Origin of the sequence: Butyrivibrio sp. AE3006 (genome assembly GCF_000424165.1) — a bacterium.
Lineage (GTDB): Bacteria > Bacillota > Clostridia > Lachnospirales > Lachnospiraceae > Butyrivibrio.
In genome coordinates this window covers 72830-91418 of the sequence record NZ_AUJJ01000010.1, presented here as the reverse complement: position 1 = coordinate 91418, position 18589 = coordinate 72830, and the positions used below count along the sequence as shown (strand labels likewise).

Sequence of the window (18589 nt, the reverse complement as noted above, 5' to 3'; positions counted from 1 at the left end):
CTCTGTTCTTTAGTCTTCGTCTTCCTGCCCACGGGCAAGTGAATTCTGAACTCTGTTGTAGAGCTCCTGAGCGGCATTGTAACCCATCATCTTCTGTCTGTGGTTAACTGCTGCCGACTCGCAAATGATCGCCAGGTTACGGCCCGGACGGATCGGGATTCTGTGGCAAACTATCTTGTTGCCAAGATACTCTGTGTATTCCTCTTCAAGACCGAGTCTGTCGTATTCCTTATCCTTATCCCATTCTTCAAGTTTGATCACAAGATCGATGTTCTGAGTATCGCGGACACTTGATACACCAAAAAGTGTCTTAACATCAACAATACCGATACCTCTAAGCTCAATGAAATGCCTTGTGATATCGGGTGCTGTACCGATAAGTGTTACATCACTGACCTTGCGGATCTCAACAACGTCATCGGATACAAGTCTGTGTCCTCTCTTTATAAGCTCAAGAGCTGCCTCGGATTTACCGATTCCGCTCTCACCTGTAATAAGAAGACCGACACCATAAACATCTACAAGAACGCCATGAATTGAAATGCAGGGCGCAAGCTCTACATTAAGCCATCTGATAATCTCTGCCATAAATGATGAGGTAGACTTCTGGGTTACCATTATCGGTACCTGCTCCTCTATGGCTATTTTCACAAATAACGGATCCGGGATAAGACTTCTGCAGAAAACTACTGCCGGTATATCAAATGAAAGAAACTCTCTATATACCCTCTCCTTGTCTGCATCCGGAATGGATTCCATATATGTGTATTCAACGAAACCGATAACCTGCAGTCTTGTTGCCTCAAAATGCTCAAAGTATCCTGCAAGCTGAAGAGCAGGTCTGTTAATATCCGGCTGATGAATTCTGATTCTGGAGATATCAATCTCTTTTGTGAGATTCTCAAGCTCCATTTTCTTAACTACTGTTTTAAGCTTTACTGTTGCCATGTGTTACCCCCTTGTTAAACAAAGACAGTTTACCATATTATCCCTGTTTGTGAAAGTAATTATATATGTCGTTTGCGGCGTTTTCCGGTATCTCCGGAATGGATTTAAGCTCCTCCACATCCGCATTTCTGATCTCGTCAATTGACTTAAAGTGTCTCATGAGAGCCTTGCGCCTTGCAGGTCCTACGCCCGGAATATCATCAAGGGAGCTCTTTACCTGCGCCTTGGATCTTAAGGATCTGTGATACTCTATAGCAAATCTGTGGGCTTCATCCTGAATCCTGGTTATAAGCTTAAAGCCCTCTGAATGCCTGTCTATCGGAAGCTCCGTATTGTTATAATAAAGGCCTCTTGTCCTGTGATTGTCATCCTTTACCATACCGCACACGGGAATGTTTATTCCAAGCTCATCAAGAACCTTGAGACAGATATTCACCTGGCCTCGTCCGCCGTCCATCAAAATAAGATCCGGGAATTTCGTAAAGCTTCCGTACTGTGCATCGATTTCTCTAAGCTCAAGCTCATGTCTCTCTTCAAGGCCGTGCATAAGTCTTCGTGTAAGAACTTCCTTCATGCAGGCATAATCGTCGGGACCTGTAACTGACTTGATCCTGAACTTTCGATAATCACTTCTCTTGGGTTTTCCCTTTTCATATACAACCATAGAGCCAACATTGGCAAAGCCGCTGATATTGGAAATATCATAGGCCTCCATTCTGGTAAGTCCCTTGATGCCAAGGATACTCTCAATCTCCTTTACGGCTCCAATGGTTCTGCCTTCTTCGCGCTTTAATCTCTCCTTGTCCTTGGATAAAACAAGCTCTGCGTTCTGAGCTGCAAGCTCCATGAGCTTTTCCTTCTGACCACGCTCCGGAACACTGATATAAACCCTGCTGCCCTTGCGGTCAGTAAGCCATTTCTCAATTATCTCCATATCCTCTATGGGCTCTGGAAGCATAAGCTCTCTTGGAATAAAGGGCGTTCCTGCGTAGAACTGCTTTACAAAGTTAAGAAGAATCTCATCTCTGGGATTTCCTGAAATATGGGTCATGTAAAAATGCTCGCGGCCAATAAGTCTTCCATCACGGACAAAGAACACCTGCACCACAGCGTCATTTTCATCTGCTGCAATTGCAAGAATATCCTTATCCTCCATAGCTGCATCCGTCATCTTCTGCTTCTGTGCCACCTGCCTTACACTGGCAAGAAGATCCCTGTAATATGCGGCTCGCTCAAAGTTTAGTTCCTCAGAAGCCGCCTCCATCTTATCTGACAGATCTTTCATGATAGGCGCATAGTTTCCATCAAGGAAATTCAAGGCACCGGCTATTCTCTGTCCGTATTCTTCCTTGGATATTTTCCCGTCGCAGGGGGCTGAACACCTCTCCATATGATAATTAAGACAGGGTCTGTCCACACCTATATCCCTTGGAAGAACCCTGTTGCAGGTCCTAAGGCCATATATCTTATTTATCAGCTCGATGGTATCTTTAACTGCCGCAGCGCTGGTGAAGGGTCCGTAATATCTTGATTTATCCTTTTTCATTATTCTGGAAAAAAGAATCCTTGGAAAATCCTCGGACACAGTGACCTTGATGTAGGGATAGGTCTTATCATCTTTTAGCATCGTGTTGTATCTGGGGCTGTTTTCCTTAATGAGGTTATTCTCAAGCACCAGTGCCTCAAGCTCAGAGTCAGTAACTATGTACTCAAACCTTGCAATCTGCGATACCATGCGATCTATCTGAGGCCCGCGGCCCACAATTTTACGAAAATAAGACCTCACACGATTGTGGAGGTTAATAGCCTTCCCGACATACATGATGGTATCATTCTCATCACGCATTATATAAACGCCCGGCTGGTTGGGCAGTTTTTTAAGTTCTTCCTGTACGTTGAATTTTTCTTCCATATAAAAATAATAGCATTAAGGCTGCCGCAATGCGACAGCCCTATAAAAAGTTTACTTATTATCAAAATTGTCAGGTACATGTGAAAAACGTCCGCCGCTGGGTGCTGCATCATTCTGTGCAGGTGCGGAAGGGTTCTCTTCGTATGGATTCCTGAAAGCTGTCTGAGGAGCATCAGGTGTCCAGTCAATCAGAGGTTCATCTTCATCCTCTGCATCATCAGTATGATCCTGAACCTGCGTATCTCCGACAGATGCTTCAAAAGTCGGTGCTACAGGCTGTGCCCCGGCTTCCATTGCTGCCCTCTCTTCCTTGGTAGGAATATTCTCGCCAACTGCTGCTGACTCAGGTCTTGTAGCATAGATTCTGCCACGCTTTGCAGCCTCAGCCTCTTCATCTGTAGGTTCGGGAATATTCTCAACCTCGCGATAGATCTTCATGAATTCCTTACCTGTGATGGTCTCCTTCTCTATAAGGAACTGAGCAATCTTATCCATGGAATCAAGGTGATCACGGATTATCTGCTTAGCCTTCTCATAGCATCCTGCAAGGAGCTCCTTAACCTCTTCATCAACCAGGTATTCTGTCTGCTGGCTGCAATTAAGGACTCTGTTACCGTCAAGGTATCTGTTCTGAACGGATTCAAGCTGCATAAGTCCGAATCTCTCGCTCATACCAAACATAGTGATCATACTGCGGGCCATGGATGTAGCCTTCTCAATATCATTTTCAGCACCGGTTGTAACAGTGTTGAAAATAACCTCCTCTGCAGCTCGGCCGCCGAGAGTAACAATGATATCATCAATAAGCTCGTCCTTAGTCTGAAGATATTTCTCATCTTCAGGAACCTGCATAACATATCCAAGAGCACCCATTGTTCTGGGTACGATAGTAATCTTCTGCACGGGCTCTGTGTTTTTCTGAACCGCACTGATAAGTGCATGTCCAACCTCGTGATAGGATACGATCTTTCTTTCCTCTTTGCTGAGGATACGATCCTTCTTCTCTTTACCTACAAGGACCTGCTCTACTGCTTCCATAAGATCCTGCTGGCATACATATTCTCTATGAGCCTTAACTGCATTGATAGCAGCTTCATTTATCATGTTGGCAAGATCTGAACCAACAGCGCCGCTTGTCGCAAGGGCGATTCCCTTAAGATCAACGGTCTCATCCATTTTTACATCCTTGGAATGAACCTTAAGAATCTCTTCACGTCCCTTGAGATCAGGCTTATCAACAATGATTCGTCTGTCGAAACGTCCGGGACGAAGCAGGGCCTTATCAAGTATCTCCGGTCTGTTGGTAGCACCAAGAACCAGAACACCCTTGGATGAATCAAAACCATCCATTTCGGAAAGCAGCTGGTTAAGAGTCTGCTCACGCTCTTCGTTACCGCCATACTTATTGTCACGGCTTCTACCGATAGCATCTATCTCGTCGATGAAAATAATGCAGGGAGCATTTTTACTTGCTTCAGCAAAAAGCTCACGAACACGGCTTGCTCCGACACCTACGTAAAGCTCTATGAAATCAGAACCTGCAAGTGAATAGAAAGGAACATGGGCTTCACCTGCAACTGCTTTTGCAAGAAGCGTTTTACCTGTTCCGGGAGGTCCTACAAGAAGAGCTCCCTTAGGAAGCTTGGCACCGATTTTTACATATCGTCCGGGGTTGTGGAGGAAATCTACTACCTCAACCAGGGATTCTTTTGCCTCATCCTCGCCTGCAACGTCCTTAAAGGTAACTCCCGTCTCACGCTGCATGTATACCTTTGCATTGTTCTTGCCGATGCCAAGCGGTCCGCCGCCCTTGGACATACGTCTGAACACGAAGGAAATGATGAGCCACATAAGAAGAATCGGAAGGATGTAATACATTACAAAGGAAAGTATTGCTCCCGATGAATCCGGAACCTCGCTGCTTACCTCAATACCTGCATTTAACAGTCTCTTTGTCAGAGTAGCATCATCCTCGGCTTTACCTGTGTAATATGTAAGAACCGTTGCAGATCCGTAGAAAGGATTGAACTTCAGCTCGTTCTTTCCTACCTTAGGAATAATGTTGATCCTGTCATTTTCAATTACAACACTCTCAATCTGCTCTTCCTTTATCATAGTGATAAATTCTGAGTAAGATATCTCTTTATTGCTGGTGGATGTCATAGCACGCATGAAATATGTCATAAATAGCATTGTGACCAGTGCAGCCACTACCAGCAGCAATATATTTTGTTTTCTGGGGCCGTTATCGCCACCGGGATTGTTATTGTTGTTTAAGTTATTATCCATATATTATCCCCTTACTTTCAGAGTCGTTCTGTTCTATTATATTTATAACACATATATAAATCAATTGTGTACATTCGAAAAAATTGTGTCCAATTTATAAAAAAAGTATAAACTCCCCTTCCAAAATAACCACTATTTCGTATTCACTTTTATATCAATTCCCATTATCACACTATTTTGCAAAATAATCATCCCTATTCCGCTTGATCGGATAACGAAATTCCGAATTATTTTTTCATAAATATGCTATAATCTTTGTAAAGTTTTTTCAAAGAAAAGATACATTTAAGGAGGATATGTTATATGGGTATTTTACAAGCTGGTATAGGCGCTGCAGCAGGTGTACTTGCAGATTCCTGGAGAGACTATTTTTATTGTGATGCACTTCCCGCAGACACTCTTGCTGTTAAGGGTCAACGTCGCACGGGAAAGACAAGCTCCAATAAAGGGAACGATAATATCATTTCAAACGGCTCCATCATTGCTGTTGCTGACGGACAGTGCATGATCATCGTAGATCAGGGCAAGGTTACTGAAGTCTGCGCAGAGCCCGGTGAGTTCGTTTACGACACAAGCACTGAGCCTTCTCTTTTCTATGGAAGTCTCTCTTCGAACATTGCTGAGACCTTCAAAAAGTTCGGAAAACGCGTTGGCTTTGGCGGCGATGTAGCTAACGATCAGAGAATCTACTATATAAATACAAAGGATATCATCGGCAACAAGTACGGCACAGCTAATCCTGTTCCTTTCCGCGTTGTTGACAGGAACATCGGTCTTGATGTTGATATCGCTATCCGTTGCCACGGTGAGTACAGCTACAAGATAGTTGATCCTATCCTCTTCTATACAAATCTTTGCGGCAACTTCCAGGGAGAATACAAGCGTGATAACCTTGATTCTCAGCTTAAGAGTGAGCTCCTTACAGCTCTTCAGCCTGCATTTGCAAAGATCTCCGAGACAGGAGTTCGCTACAGCGCACTTCCGGGACACACCACAGAGATCGCTGATGCCCTCAACGAAGTTCTTTCCTCAAAGTGGGGAGAGACCTATGGTATCAAGATTTCTACCTTCGGTATCAACTCAGTAAATGCATCTGAAGAAGATGAGAAGATGATCAAGGAACTGCAGAAAAATGCAGTTTATACAAATCCCAACATGGCAGCTGCTACTCTTGTTGGTGCTCAGGCACAGGCTATGCAGGATGCAGCTAAGAACACAGCTACAGGTCCCATGATGGCATTTGCAGGCATGAACATGGCACAGCAGGCAGGCGGCGCAAATGCAGCCAACCTCTTTGCAATGGGTCAGCAGGCTGCTCCTGCGGCAGCTCCTCAGGCAGCTCCCGCTACAGGCTGGACCTGCTCTTGCGGAACAGTTAACACAGGTAACTTCTGCAGCAACTGTGGATCACCCAGGCCTTCAACTGACTGGACCTGCTCCTGCGGTACTGTTAACAGCGGCAAGTTCTGCTCAAACTGCGGATCACCCAGACCCCAGTAATTTAGTACTCTGACTATTTAAGGAATTATCTATGGGATTAACCGAATATGAATGCCCCGCCTGTGGCGGGGCAATGGAATTTGATGCAAAAAGCCAGATGCTCTCCTGTCCTTACTGCGACACGCAGATTAAGGTAGGAGACTATAAGGCCCCAAGGCAGGAAGAACAGGACAAGGATGCCAAGGCTGATAGCAACGAGTGGCGTTCCGAAGAGCTTAATGGAATGGTTGTTTACTCTTGCCAGTCCTGCGGAGGTGAGATCATTGCTTCCGAAACCGAAGGTTCCTTAACCTGTCCTTTTTGCAGTAATAATGTTGTAGTAAAAGAGAAATTTGCCGGCGATCTTAGGCCTAACTATGTTATTCCTTTTAAGACCACCAAAGAAGATGCCATGAAAGCCTATTCCGGATATGTTAAGAATAAGCTTTTATTACCGTCTGCCTTTTTTGAGCAAAACCATATCGATAAGGTCAGAGGAATCTATATTCCTTATTGGATCTACAATGGCAAGATCAAAGGTAATTACAATTTTACCGCAACCAATGTCCGTACCTGGAGTGACGGAGATTACGAATATACCGAAACCTCATTCTTCGATGTTCACAGAGAAGGTAATGAGAGCTTTAAAAACGTGCCCCATGATGCTTCAAAAGAAATGCCGGATGACCTGATGGAATCCATAGAGCCCTTTGACTTTAGTCAGGCTGTAGATTTCAACAGCGGCTATCTTGCGGGCTTTTTGGCCAACAGATATGACGTGGATGCCAAGGATACTGAAGCCCATATAGTTAAGCGCATGGCTGATTCTGTAGAAAGTGATATAAAGGACACTGTTTCCGGTTATACCACATCCACAGTTAAGGCAAAAACAAATGATGTTGTGTCCATATCCCATAAGTATGCCCTATATCCCGTATGGCTTCTTAATACTACCTGGAATGGCAAGAATTTCCTTTTTGCCATGAATGGACAAAACGGTAAATTTGTCGGCGACCTGCCTGTAAGCAAAATAAAGGCTTTGATTCTTTTCCTTTGCACATCGGCCGGTGCTACTCTGCTTAACATAGCAATATGGTTCATGTTTTTTAGCAAATAATTAGTAGGACGTATAATGATGAAATATATTCGTAAACATAAGAAAAATATAATATTGCAGACGCTGCCCGTGCTGTTTGCAGCTATGGTCATATCATTATTCATTCCTGCTGTGGCCAAAGCTGATGCAAGCGGACTGGTAGAGCCTATCTATGCTACCGATGGTTCACTTTATCCTGTTGTAGACTACGCAGATCTCCTCACTGATGAAGAGGAACAGGCTCTGGCGGACAGAATATATCCTCTTCAGGAGCAATACAATTCCGCTATAGTACTTCTTACAGTGCCTTCCACCGGAGACAGATCTCCCATGGAATACGCCGATGACTTCTACGATTACAACGGCTATGGAATGGGCGATAGCCACAACGGAATTATATTCCTTCTGTCAATGGAGGACAGAAGCTGGCGTTTTGAGACTACGGGTACAGCCATCGACGTATATACCGATTCCGATCAGGACTATATATTTGATGAGATCAAATCTTATCTGTCGGAAAATCGCTATTACGATGCTTATTATAAATTCATATCTCTCTGCGAAGACGAGCTTCAATCTGACTACGAATCCGGAATATTTACCCCCGGTAAGTTTTTCATTTGTCTCGCAATCGCACTTGTTTTTGCTCTGATTGTGCTTTTGGGCTTTATAGGTCAGCTAAAGACTGTGACCCCGGCCAAGGGAGCATCCAATTATTCTGATGGAGGTCTTCACTTAACGAGTCAGTATGACAGATTCACCCACAAGACCCTTTCAAAAACAAAAATCCAGAAGGACAACGGTGGTTCATCTACCCACACAGGATCCTCAGGAACATCGCACGGAGGAAGCGGAGGTCATTTCTAATGACCTCCTTTTTTCATAAAAACATAACCCTTTTTTAATAAATAGCTACTGTAAAGTTGTTATACTTATTGTCAGGAGAGTACGCCATGAGATTACGTGATTATTTACGCATAAATGTGTGGCTGCTGCCTATTATTTTAATACTCCTCCCAATAACACTGATAATTTTTGGCAGCTCATATCTGTCCACACCAAATACGTACTTTAATACCCAGCTAAATGATGGCTGGTCTGTTAGTCATGGCGATAATCACTATGAAAATGTAAATCTTAAGAATTTTAATCTTGGCAATACTTCTAAAGGTGATGTTGTTACTATAACAAGCACCATTCCTAACATGACTGCCCCTGCAGCCGCAATTATGTTCAGAAGCATTCTGTCCACAGTAACAGTATGGATAGATGATGAGCAGGTATATGAGTACGGCAAGGATTTTGCAGACAAAAATCTTATGCTTCCAAAACACTACAACTTCATCTCCATTCCCGAAAGTGCCATTGGAAAAACAATAACCATAACCTTTGACGTTACCGAAAACAACGCATTCTCAGGCATTTCGCCGGTTTATTACGGAAATCTTTTTGAATTGGAGCGCAGCTATTTACAGAGCAAACGTCTTGATCTGTTCATAGGAATCTTTCTGTGCCTGTTTGGCTTTATGCTGCTGACTCTGTCCTCCTATCTGTATATGTATCACGGCCAGGACCTTTCTCTGATTTTCAGTTCGGTTATATCCTTCAATCTTGGCGCCTATATCCTTTGCTATAATGACCTTTTCAATTTCATAGGCGATAATGATTTTTATTTCTGCATAATGGAATATGTGACACTGTATTCGATACCTTTTTCTATCATCGTATTCCTTGTGTCCACGCACCCTGAGCTGAATACCAATCTTGCAAAGGTATTTCTGTCCATTAATATTCTGTTTCCTGCATTAACACTTATACTTCAGCTTACTAACCTGGTGCATATAAATTATTTCGTAACCGCACTTCATATTATGGCTTTGCTTGAAGCGGCCATTTTTCTTCCAAGACTTGTCATGAATATATACAGGAGATACCAGTCAAGGAAGAATTCCCCGGATTACACCGGCATGACCTCGGATTCAATCCTTATCATTGGACTTGTGATTTTCATTTTCTGCTGCGTCATCGATATCGCAAAATATAACTTCTTCAATGAATTTGGCGGTGGCGGCGTTGCCTACACAGGCATTACTTTCATGAACCTGGGTGCTCTCGGATTTGTTATGAGCCTTTTCGTGTTCTATTTCTACCATGGAATAGAGCATATAAATGCTGCCTATGTAAAAGAACATCTGGAAGGCCTTGCCTATACAGACCCTCTCACAGGACTCATGAACCGTGCAAAATGTATGCAGTACATGGCTACAGTTAAGGGAAACTATGCCCTTATCAGCATAGATATGGATAACCTTAAACCCGTAAACGACACCCTTGGACATCTTGAAGGCGACAGAATGATCCGCTGCTTTTCAGATATCCTAAAGCAGGCTTTTGATGGTGCTTCTCTTATTGGCAGAACCGGCGGCGATGAATTCCTTGTCGCAATAGAGAATCCGGAATCCGGCATCTGTGAAAAAATGATAGAAAAACTGGAAACTCTTATGGCTGTTTTCAACGACGCAGATAAGAAAATAAGGCTCTCCGCATCCTGTGGTTTTGCATACAGTAATGAACCCAAACTTACCGATGCCAACTCTGTATTCATTATGGCTGACACCCGTATGTACAGAATTAAAGAGCAGCATCATGAAGATAAGCTCTCAAAATTCCTTGATGATATCATCTCCGGAAAAATCAGTCAGAAGGGAGGTGAAGAAGGCACATGAAAAAACGTATGCACTTTCTGATGATAGCCTTTCTTACCTTCATCATTCTGGTGGTGATATGCTATGGCACCTTCATGCCCCACAGCTCCAGGAAGATTTATAAACTTAATGATGGATGGGATATCGAACTTGGATCTGATATTTATGAAAACGTCAATTTGAGAGAATTTATAAAAAGGCCGGGCAGCCCCATTGAAAAGGGTGATGTCCTTAAGATGACCAAGGTTGTTGATATTTCTGATGACATTACCTTCCCTACCATACAGTTCATGTCAAAATATTGCTCATGGCGCGTGACCTGTAACAATGTAATGGTTCAGGAAAAATATGCTGATTATATACCCAATGGAAAATTCATTGGAATAAGCTACAATACCGTAAGTTTGCCCAAGATTAATGGGCCCTTTACGCTGACTTTGGAATTCTCCATCAACGAGAATGCATCCTACAGCTATTTTGACATACCCAAATACGGCGACTTTTTGTCCATAATGATACATTACATATTCAGTAATCTCTTGGGACTGGGAACAGGAGTTTTCCTGATAATCTTTGGTCTTTCCTTTGGTGTGATAACGCTGATATTTTACAGAAGGCTTCCCGGGATCTTATCTCAGCTCTTTTCGTCTTTGTTGTTTGTGGATGTAGGCGTATGGATTCTGTGTTATTTCAGGGTTGCGGATCTTATCGTTTCTACGCGTGGACACTCGACGGAATTAGAGTTTTTCGCGCTTTACATGCTGGTACCCCTGATCTATATGATAATCGGCTGTACCCAGCAGCACTATAAGGACTGGATCTTCATGGTCACAGCTGCAACCAGCACTATGATCTGCCTGTTCTTTATGCTCATGCACTTAACTGGAATTGCTCATATAAACAGGACTTTCTCATATTTCCAAGGCATATCCATGATATGCTTCATTTTCCTGTGCGTGACCATAGGAAGAGATATCGCACAGAAAAAGCTTGAACCCTCTGATAAGATCCAGCTTCTTGGTCTTGCAATACTTGCAATATCATTCCTTTTCAGCATGGTTTTGCATGTTCTTGAGATGGCAGCGGTAATCTATGGAAATACTGTTATCAAGATAGTAATTCCTCTGGGCTGCCTTACCTTTGTATTTGCGACACTTATCAACTATTTCATTTATATATCAGAATCCTACGCAAGAAGAAAAGAGTATGAATCTCTGACTCACCTTGCTTATGCAGATGGCCTGACAGATCTTCCAAACAGATCAAGATTTGAGAAATATATGAATGATCTTGATAAGGGAAATGAAACCTACTGCATCGTAAGTCTTGACCTGAACGGTCTGAAAGAAATAAACGACAATGACGGACATGCTGCAGGCGATAAATATCTGAAGGAGTTCGCTGACATTTTACAGCATTGCTTTGCCGAGAAGGCCTTCATAGCCCGTATAGGCGGAGACGAATTTGCGGCCATTCTGACAAAAAACAACATCTACGATGTTGATACCATGATTACAAGACTTAAGGATGCATTGGAAGTTAAGAACGTACTGTATCCCGAATTCAGAAGAAGCGTTGCCACCGGATATGCATACAGCACGGAAATCCCCGAAGGAGACTCCCATGCTGTTTATCTGCTCGCCGACAAGCGCATGTATAAGAATAAAAAGAAAATGCACGAAAAACTCGGTATAAAAGCAAGATTGTAAATCTTACAAATCCATCTGCAAAAGAATATGATCAAATCAGTTCATTAGGGCTTCAAGGCTGTTTTGCGCATCCTGGAGCCCTTCATCTATGGTCTTTTTTCCTTTGATGATATTTTCCATTTCAGCTCCAAGGATCTTATAAAAGTCCGGCCACTCTTCCATAACAGGTCTGTATACGCCATTTTCAAGAGCTTGAAATACCGCTTCGAAGGGAGGATTTTCCTTTAATACCTTCTGATCGGTAAGGCAGGAATACCTGCATGGAACACCGCCGCTATCTATGGTTTGCATCTGAACAGCAGGATCCATAAGATACTTAAGAAGCTCCATTGACAGTTCTTTATTTGGAGCATTTTCCGGAATTCCAATGGTCCAGATACCGTATACATTGGCATTGTATGCCACCGCACTATCCGTTGTTTTTCCTGTAAGAGCAATGTAATCGGACGACGATCTTGCGGTAGGAGTATACCATCCGGGCCATCCTATAGCCATAGCCGCAGCACCGTTTGCTATGGCCATAATGAGATTATCCCTGCTCTCTGCTTTTCCGCTTTCAATAAGTTGCATATAGAATCTGAGGGCTTCTTTAAATTGCTTGGTATTTACCGTAGGATTATTGTTTTCATCAACAACCCATCCACCATAAGATAAAAGGATTGGAAGGAAGTCTACCACGTAGTTGTTCTCTGAGTCGCCTCTATACATAAATCCCAGATTTCCATACTGCTTAGCCTTGTCGCATACTTCCTTAATGGTCTTAAGAGATGTCAGCTGGCTTCCATCATAGCCCGCTTTCTGAACCACCCTCTTGTTATACAAAAGAACTGTTACGTTTCCATAATATGGTGCCAGGTAAACGTCACCGTCATGATAGCAAATTTCTTTGGTTGCCTCGATGATGTCGGAATCAAGCTCGTATCCGTTTTCACTAAGGTTCATCAAAACGCCCTTTGAAGTGAACTCTGCCATCCAGGAACCATCTACCATGCACAGATCGTAGGCACCGGTATCATTTGTCGCATCATTTATCAAACCGGAGTGGAGTTCCTCCTCACCCAGCTCAACAATGTCACAGATAATTCTGTTTTCCTCCTCAAAGGGAATCAGACAGGATTCTATGGCATCAACATATATTCCTGATCTGAGTGCCAGCGTTATGTGAGTCGCTGTGTCAGGATCAACTGTCAGGATTTGTTCCGGTTTCTTTTGCATGCCGCAGGACACCAGCGACAAAGTCATTATTAAGATCAGTATGACGGATGTAAACCTCTTTAGATGTGATCTCATTTTCAGTCCTTTCCTTCATAAGAAAATCTATCCATCTTTCTTCTGACATCTTCCAAACATTCATCAATCTTATTCATAGGGATGTTGCAAAAAACCTTAACAAGGTATTCATCAAGCTGTTTTCCCGCTGCCAGCTTAAGCTCTGAAACTGCTGCCGCATAGGGAAGTGTTGCTCTGTAGGAACGATTCATTGTTATTGCAGAATATGTATCCGCAACTGCTATGATCTTAGCTCCAAGGGGTATCTGATCTCCTGTAAGCTGATGATAACCCTTGCCGTCTATGCGCTCATGATGATAAAGAATATACTCCTTTACCTTGGGAAAACCCTCTATATCATCAAGTATATCAACTCCAAAGTCGGGATGCTTTTTCATAATTTCCCACTGGGACTGCCCGAGCTTGCCTGAGTGTCCCACGATTTCCCTTGGAATCGCAAGCTTACCGATATCAAGAAGGAGTGATGCATAGTGAAGATCCCGCTGTCTCACCTTTAATCTGTAGCTGTAGGGCAAAAACTCATATATGGCCATACAAAGGTTATGTACATGTAGTGAATGTCCGTCAAGGTTCGGATCATCTGCTTCCAGTATTCCTACCAGTATCTCCATTAGCTGCAGGGAACGCTTCTTTTCAACAAATGCATTGTATGTTGAAACGATTGCGATCAGAAATGCAGCAAACATACAAAGAACCAGAAGATCAAAAACCTTAGATTCCATTGAAATCATAGTCCGCCTCCCTGTCCTTCTACATTACTGAATCTGATCTGATTTTTACCTGCACGTTTTGACTCATAAAGGGCTTCGTCTGCCCTCTTATAAGCCTTATCTATATCGCGGTCTTCCGGCAAAATTTCTGCTACACCAAAGGATGCATGTATGCCGTGAAGCTCGCCTATTTCCACATGATTAAGAGAATCCAGCATACTCTGAAGCAGTTTTGTAACCTCTTCTCTGTCTGATGCTCCGCGGATCATAACTATGAATTCATCGCCGCCAAGCCTTCCGGGAAAGCTCTGCTTTTCCTCAAGAACCTTTTCCTGGAATCTCCATTTTTCAGACATATCTATGTTCAGGGTTTCTATAATAGTTGTTCCCGCCACCTGTATGGCTTTATCACCCATCTGATGTCCAAGCTTATCATTTATCTGCTTGAATTCATCAAGGTCAAGAAGACAAACAGCCATGTATTCATCATGGGGATTATTAAGTACATTACCTGCAAGGGAGAAAAACCTGCCTCTGTTAAGAAGAGATGTCAAGGCATCAAAGCTAGACTGTATCTCAAGTTCTCTTTGAATCTGGGTATTCTTCTGATAGGTTACAAACTGCTGCATCCTTGTTCTCTGGAATGCAAAGTGCAGGATAACGGCAAGTCCAGTGAAGGTTACTGCGTTGTAAATATCCTGCATTACTATTGATGCAGGCTTAACCAGGTATGATGAATAGACAAAAACTGAAACCAGCACAGCTATTATCATCAGCATATTAAGCATATTTGTTATAAAAGAAAATGAAATTACCACCAGCATGATCATAAACATGGTGGCTGCCATGTACGGCTGACTGACAGAAAGCTGAATACTGTATACCATCCACAAAAGGATGCCTAAAAGGAGCTGTAGTTTTACAAACTTATGAGGATACTTTTTCTGAAACCATCTTGAAAAAGCAAAAGTGCATATAGAAATAGCACCATAGGTGATATAAAACTCAATATCAACCTGGTTTACACTAAAAAGATCAAGCAGTGAAAAAATGACGCAAAACAAGTTAACGATGATGAACCATAGACTGAGAATAATAATATGATTCCAGTTGGTATCATCGATCAGCTGCCTGCAATCTTCGTATGTAGCTTTATCGTATCCATAGTATTTCGTACTCTGTGCTGTCATTAAAAACCTCATAAAAACAAACAGTACATCATACTAATACTCTATCAAACAAATCTATTAATTCTCTAAATAATAAAATAATTTTTTAGGAAAAATGCGGCTGTTTACTGCATTTGTACAGCTTTCCCAACTTCAAAAATCTCTGTTTTTTGACCTGGATATTTAATATCTATATAATCTTTGAATTCTTTCGGGTCAGCACTGTTAAAGAGGAACATGTCATAGTGACCGGGAACTGCAAGGCCGGGCTTAAGTGTACCCACAAGGTCTGCTGCCTCCTGATAGGTCATATTTCCGATGCAGTCTTCCTTAAGTCTTCTTGCATCCCTTCCGTTTATGGGCACAAACATTGCATCAAAGGGCCCCTTTTCTCTGAGCTTTCCGTAAATGCCTTCATAGAGACAGGTATCTCCCAGATGGCAGATCTTTTTCCCATTAAAGGTAACAATATAGATAAGATAAGGGTGTGTTCCATCCTCCCCGGTATCAAGGAATTCGTGAGCTGCAGGAATCGCCTCGATATGCACAGGTCCCTCATCTGCACTGATATTTTCATCAACAAAAATAAATCTGTCGGCGCTGATATCGAGGTCTCCAGGCAGATCATCTTTAAAGGCTATAGGTGCTACAAACTTAATGGAAGGATAAAGTTTTCCTATCTTTTTCCATGCCTCTCTGTCGATGTGGTCAACATGATCATGAGTACCAAATATCAGACTTACATCTGACAGATTCTCTACATTCACTATATTTTTCACCTGTCTTCCATCCATATCGGAAAGAAACAGATCTATACCAAACTTATAGCCTGTATCTGTATCCCACACAAGAATTCCCTGCTGTCCTGTGCGCATAAATTCCACTGCCATAACCCTTACCTCCTGAATTTTGTCCTTATACTATTTTTGCCGAGGTTACTTTTTCTTTTTGTGACTCTTTTTATTACCCTGCTTATTTCCGGCCTTTTTTGATGACTTATTAACCGGCTTCTTAGCTACGCTGTAGCCAAACTTTCCAAGCTTTTTGCCAAGCTTAAAATATTCACCATGAGAATAAGCCACAAGATCTGCTGCCTCAAGATCAAAGCGTCCCTTCTCATCCATATATTTTTCATCAACTGTTACAGCAACAACTTCTGCAATAAACATGTCGTGACTTCCAAGTTCAAGTACCTGTTTTACCTTACATTCAATATTTACAGGGCTCTCTTCTATTCCCGGGGCACTTATCTTCTGGGACTTCTGAGGAGTAAGGTGCATCTCCTTGAATTTGTCATAGTCTCTTCCTGATCTTACACCGCACCAGTCAGTTGCCCTTGTAAGCTCAGTATTTGTCAGGTTTACAACAAACTCCCCTGTCTCTTTTATGATATCGTAGGAATATCTTTCTTTTCTTACGGATATGGAAAGCATCGCCGGAGAGCTGCATATATTTCCTGCCCATGCAACTGTTATGATGTTTGGCGTTTCACCTTCTCTGCCACAGCTCACCATAACTGCGGGAATGGGATAAAGCATATTTCCGGGCTGCCATACTTCTTTTGCCATTAGTATCTGTGCTCCTTACTTTTTTATTTAATTTTATACAATATATAAGCCCCGGTAAAGGATTTATAAAAAATCAATTACCGAGGCTGTAAGTCAGATTAAAGCTTGGTGGTCCACTTGGTGCAGTCGATAATCTGCGTAGCAAGATCCTCATAAAAATCAGGCTCATGGCATACCATAAGAACTGTACCCTTGTATTCCTTAAGCGCTCTGTGAAGTTCCTCCTTCGCATCAACATCAAGATGGTTTGTCGGCTCATCCAGTACAAGTATGTTGGACTCTCTGTTCATTAGCTTACAGAGTCTGACCTTTGCCTGCTCGCCACCTGATAAAACCTTGCACTTACTCTCTATGTGCTTGGTAGTAAGTCCGCACTTGGCAAGAGCGGAGCGAACCTCATACTGTGTAAAGGAAGGGAACTCATTCCATATCTCTTCAAGGCATGTGGTCGTGGTATCAGGAGACATTTCCTGCTCAAAATATCCTATCTCCACATGCTCCCCGCGCTGTACCCATCCTGACAGAGAAGGAATAAGACCAAGAAGGCTCTTTAAAAGTGTGGTTTTACCGATGCCGTTTGCTCCTGTCAGTACCACGAAAGTATTTCTCTCTATCATCAGGTTAAGAGGACTTGATAAGGGCTCATCATATCCGATGACCAGATCCTTAGTCTCGAAAAGAACCTTGCCGGGAGTTCTGGCTGTCTTAAAATAGAATTCCGGCTTTGGTTTTTCCTGTACCTTCTCGATAAGCTCCATGTTATCAAGCTTTTTCTGTCTTGCCATAGCCATGTTTCTTGTGGCAACTCGTGCCTTATTCCTTGCGACAAAGTCCTTAAGATCCGCAATTTCCTGCTGCTGTCTGTTATAGGCAGCCTCTCTTTGTGCCTTTTTCATCTCATAGACTTCCATGAACTTATCGTAGTCACCCACATATCGCTCAAGGCTGTGGGTTGTACCATCCATGTGATAAATGATGTTTACCACGCTGTTAAGGAAAGGTATATCATGGGAGATCAGAATAAAGGCATTCTCATATTCCTGAAGATATCTTGTAAGCCAGACGATATGCTCGGCATCCAGGTAGTTGGTAGGCTCGTCCAAAAGAAGGATATCGGGCTTTTCAAGAAGGAGCTTTGCAAGAAGTATCTTTGTACGCTGTCCTCCTGAGAGCTCTGTTACGTCCCTGTCAAGACCAAGCTCAAGAAAGCCAAGAGCTCTTGATACCTCATCAATTTTTGAATCTATAAGATAAAAATCATGATTGGTCAAAAGATCCTGAATGGTACCAAGCTCTTCCATCAATGCTTCAAGCTGCCTCTCGTCCGCTTCGCCCATGGCATCGCAGATCTCATTCATCCTGCGCTCCATCTCATAAAGGGGCTCATAAGCAGATGCCAGCACGTCTCTTATTGTCATTCCTTCCTTAAGTACTGCGTGCTGATCAAGATAGCCCGCCTTAACATTTTTGGCCCACTCAATATTACCGGCATCAGGCATAAGTTTGCCTGTAATTATATTCATGAATGTGGACTTACCTTCACCGTTTGCTCCCACAAGGCCTATATGCTCGCCCTTAAGAAGTCTGAATGATACATCATCAAAAATAGCTCTGTCGCCAAAACCATGTGTGAGATGCTCAACGTTCAAAATGCTCATTATTTTTCCTTCCAAAAAACCAAGGTTAATAAGTTCTATATATTCTAAATGATTTG

General features: G+C 42.7%; 15 protein-coding genes. 5 read left to right on the top strand and 10 right to left on the bottom strand.

The genetic code is table 11. The features are described from left to right. Positions 1 to 9: 9 nt before the first annotated feature. Genes hprK through ftsH form a run of 3 tightly spaced genes read right to left on the bottom strand, consistent with a single transcriptional unit; the run spans position 10 to position 5149 of the window. A complete protein-coding gene (hprK, locus tag G603_RS0106685; RefSeq protein WP_026524412.1) occupies positions 10 to 948 on the bottom strand; it encodes an HPr(Ser) kinase/phosphatase in 939 nt (312 codons plus the stop codon). A gap of 37 nt (positions 949 to 985) precedes the next feature. After that, positions 986 to 2860 carry an excinuclease ABC subunit UvrC gene (gene uvrC, locus G603_RS0106680; protein ID WP_026669720.1) on the bottom strand — a complete coding sequence of 625 codons (1875 nt, stop codon included), beginning with the start codon at positions 2858 to 2860 and terminating at the stop codon, positions 986 to 988. A gap of 51 nt (positions 2861 to 2911) precedes the next feature. Then, positions 2912 to 5149: an ATP-dependent zinc metalloprotease FtsH gene (ftsH, locus tag G603_RS19535; protein ID WP_081669849.1), complete on the bottom strand. Its 2238-nt coding sequence runs from the start codon at positions 5147 to 5149 to the stop codon at positions 2912 to 2914. A gap of 303 nt (positions 5150 to 5452) precedes the next feature. Here ftsH and G603_RS0106670 point away from each other — a divergent pair, with 303 nt between their 5' ends. The 5 genes from G603_RS0106670 (at position 5453) to G603_RS0106650 (ending at position 12138) form a co-directional block, all read left to right on the top strand. Next, positions 5453 to 6649: an SPFH domain-containing protein gene (locus tag G603_RS0106670; protein ID WP_026669719.1), complete on the top strand. Its 1197-nt coding sequence runs from the start codon at positions 5453 to 5455 to the stop codon at positions 6647 to 6649. Positions 6650 to 6680: 31 nt separating this feature from the next. After that, entirely contained in the window at positions 6681 to 7745 is a 1065-nt protein-coding gene (locus tag G603_RS0106665) for a hypothetical protein (protein WP_026669718.1), read from the top strand. A gap of 15 nt (positions 7746 to 7760) precedes the next feature. After that, positions 7761 to 8591 carry a TPM domain-containing protein gene (locus tag G603_RS19530; protein WP_051197854.1) on the top strand — a complete coding sequence of 277 codons (831 nt, stop codon included), beginning with the start codon at positions 7761 to 7763 and terminating at the stop codon, positions 8589 to 8591. Positions 8592 to 8677: 86 nt separating this feature from the next. Continuing rightward, complete coding sequence (locus G603_RS0106655; protein WP_026669717.1) at positions 8678 to 10450, top strand: GGDEF domain-containing protein; 1773 nt, start codon at positions 8678 to 8680, stop codon at positions 10448 to 10450. Further along, entirely contained in the window at positions 10447 to 12138 is a 1692-nt protein-coding gene (locus tag G603_RS0106650; protein ID WP_026669716.1) for a GGDEF domain-containing protein, read from the top strand. The genes G603_RS0106655 and G603_RS0106650 overlap by 4 nt, the downstream gene beginning before the upstream one ends. Before the next feature lie 36 nt (positions 12139 to 12174). Here G603_RS0106650 and G603_RS0106645 read toward each other — a convergent pair whose 3' ends face one another. The 7 genes from G603_RS0106645 to G603_RS0106620 all read right to left on the bottom strand — a co-directional run bounded on the left by G603_RS0106645 (position 12175) and on the right by G603_RS0106620 (position 18533). After that, positions 12175 to 13353 carry an extracellular solute-binding protein gene (locus G603_RS0106645; RefSeq protein WP_242834847.1) on the bottom strand — a complete coding sequence of 393 codons (1179 nt, stop codon included), beginning with the start codon at positions 13351 to 13353 and terminating at the stop codon, positions 12175 to 12177. After that, a complete protein-coding gene (locus tag G603_RS23005) occupies positions 13319 to 13447 on the bottom strand; it encodes a hypothetical protein (protein WP_255345633.1) in 129 nt (42 codons plus the stop codon). Before G603_RS23005 ends, G603_RS0106645 begins: the two co-directional genes overlap by 35 nt. Continuing rightward, complete coding sequence (locus G603_RS19525) at positions 13431 to 14159, bottom strand: HD-GYP domain-containing protein (protein WP_051207568.1); 729 nt, start codon at positions 14157 to 14159, stop codon at positions 13431 to 13433. The genes G603_RS23005 and G603_RS19525 overlap by 17 nt, the downstream gene beginning before the upstream one ends. Continuing rightward, positions 14156 to 15328 (bottom strand): GGDEF domain-containing protein, encoded by a 1173-nt coding sequence (locus G603_RS0106635; RefSeq protein WP_026669714.1) that lies wholly within the window; start codon positions 15326 to 15328, stop codon positions 14156 to 14158. Before G603_RS0106635 ends, G603_RS19525 begins: the two co-directional genes overlap by 4 nt. Positions 15329 to 15432: 104 nt before the next feature. Next, positions 15433 to 16197: an MBL fold metallo-hydrolase gene (locus tag G603_RS19520; protein WP_051207566.1), complete on the bottom strand. Its 765-nt coding sequence runs from the start codon at positions 16195 to 16197 to the stop codon at positions 15433 to 15435. 45 nt (positions 16198 to 16242) lie between these two features. After that, complete coding sequence (locus G603_RS0106625; protein ID WP_026669713.1) at positions 16243 to 16875, bottom strand: flavin reductase family protein; 633 nt, start codon at positions 16873 to 16875, stop codon at positions 16243 to 16245. Between the two features lie 98 nt (positions 16876 to 16973). Further along, positions 16974 to 18533 carry an ABC-F family ATP-binding cassette domain-containing protein gene (locus G603_RS0106620; protein WP_026669712.1) on the bottom strand — a complete coding sequence of 520 codons (1560 nt, stop codon included), beginning with the start codon at positions 18531 to 18533 and terminating at the stop codon, positions 16974 to 16976. Positions 18534 to 18589 lie beyond the last annotated feature (56 nt).